Here is a 939-nt window from a genome sequence, read left to right as displayed (position 1 = left end):
GTCAACTTAAGCCGAAAACCCGTGATTACAGCCGAGATTAGATCCCCCTAAATCCCCCTTAAAAAGGGGGACTTAGGGGGATCTGTTCCCCCCTTGTTAAGGCAGGGCTGTTTCATTTTCAAAAATTGGGGAGTCAAATTGACTCCCCAATTTTTAGGAATGAGGCGAAAAAACTGAGCAATTCTAACTGAATTGTCTGGAGTTTTGCTCAGGGGATAATTTTTCTGATTTGTGAATAACAAAAACTTCTCTAAAGCTTTCGTATAGAGAACTTACATCTATTTATTTAGGGCTTGCTGAAAAAAGTTGCTATCCACTTGATAAATTGAAACTTTTCGAGTCACTTTTCTGCCATGGCTGTGTTCATGAGTCACATCTACACTCAAAGGATTTTCACATTTTATTACCGCTTCAACTTGCTCATATAACTTTTTTTGATTTTTCTTTAAAGCCATTATATAATCATTCCCGCTCTCAATGACTAGGGCAGCAGTTTTTTGATTACAGTGCAACGCATCAAAGGTTATTACCTTTCCTTTTAACTGGCAATCCCTTACTATCTTTTGGGCTTGGCTGATTTCTGATTCTTTTTTGTTCTCCAACTTTTTCAGGTTTAATACACATCCTGTTCTTTGACTAATATGATGGTAGTTTTTCTAGCTTGATTTTTAAAACTTGACTCAGTTCTTGTTGATTGATTTTCGCAAAATTTTCCAGTTCTCTGTACCCTAATTTTTTCGACATTAGCCCCAAAATGACTATTAATAATACTAGCCATATCGGATGCCTTGTTCCCTGGGCTTTCCGGTAATCCTTGACTTTTTTCAGTTTTTCTATTAAAGTTTTTAGCATCTTTATTTTTTACAAAAATAAGCGACCGCTCTTGATTTTATCAGGTAGCGATCGCTCTTTCTTTACTCTTTTCCCCCCGACTTTGAA

At 36.6% G+C, this 939-nt stretch carries 2 protein-coding genes; both read right to left on the bottom strand.

From position 1 onward, the window contains the following. Positions 1 to 278 precede the first annotated feature (278 nt). Entirely contained in the window at positions 279 to 641 is a 363-nt protein-coding gene (locus PL8927_RS27555) for an ISAs1 family transposase (RefSeq protein WP_156093298.1), read from the bottom strand. Then, positions 637 to 852 (bottom strand): transposase family protein, encoded by a 216-nt coding sequence (locus PL8927_RS27550; RefSeq protein WP_083625806.1) that lies wholly within the window; start codon positions 850 to 852, stop codon positions 637 to 639. Before PL8927_RS27550 ends, PL8927_RS27555 begins: the two co-directional genes overlap by 5 nt. Positions 853 to 939 lie beyond the last annotated feature (87 nt).

This window comes from Planktothrix serta PCC 8927 (assembly GCF_900010725.2).
GTDB lineage: Bacteria > Cyanobacteriota > Cyanobacteriia > Cyanobacteriales > Microcoleaceae > Planktothrix > Planktothrix serta.
Note: the sequence above shows the minus strand (reverse complement) of the source record. Positions and strands in the feature narration are given on the sequence as shown.

Coding starts and splice junctions, on each gene's coding strand:
- PL8927_RS27550 (WP_083625806.1), bottom strand. CDS start 852: ATGCTAAAAACTTTAATAGAAAAACTGAAAAAAGTCAAGGATTACCGG.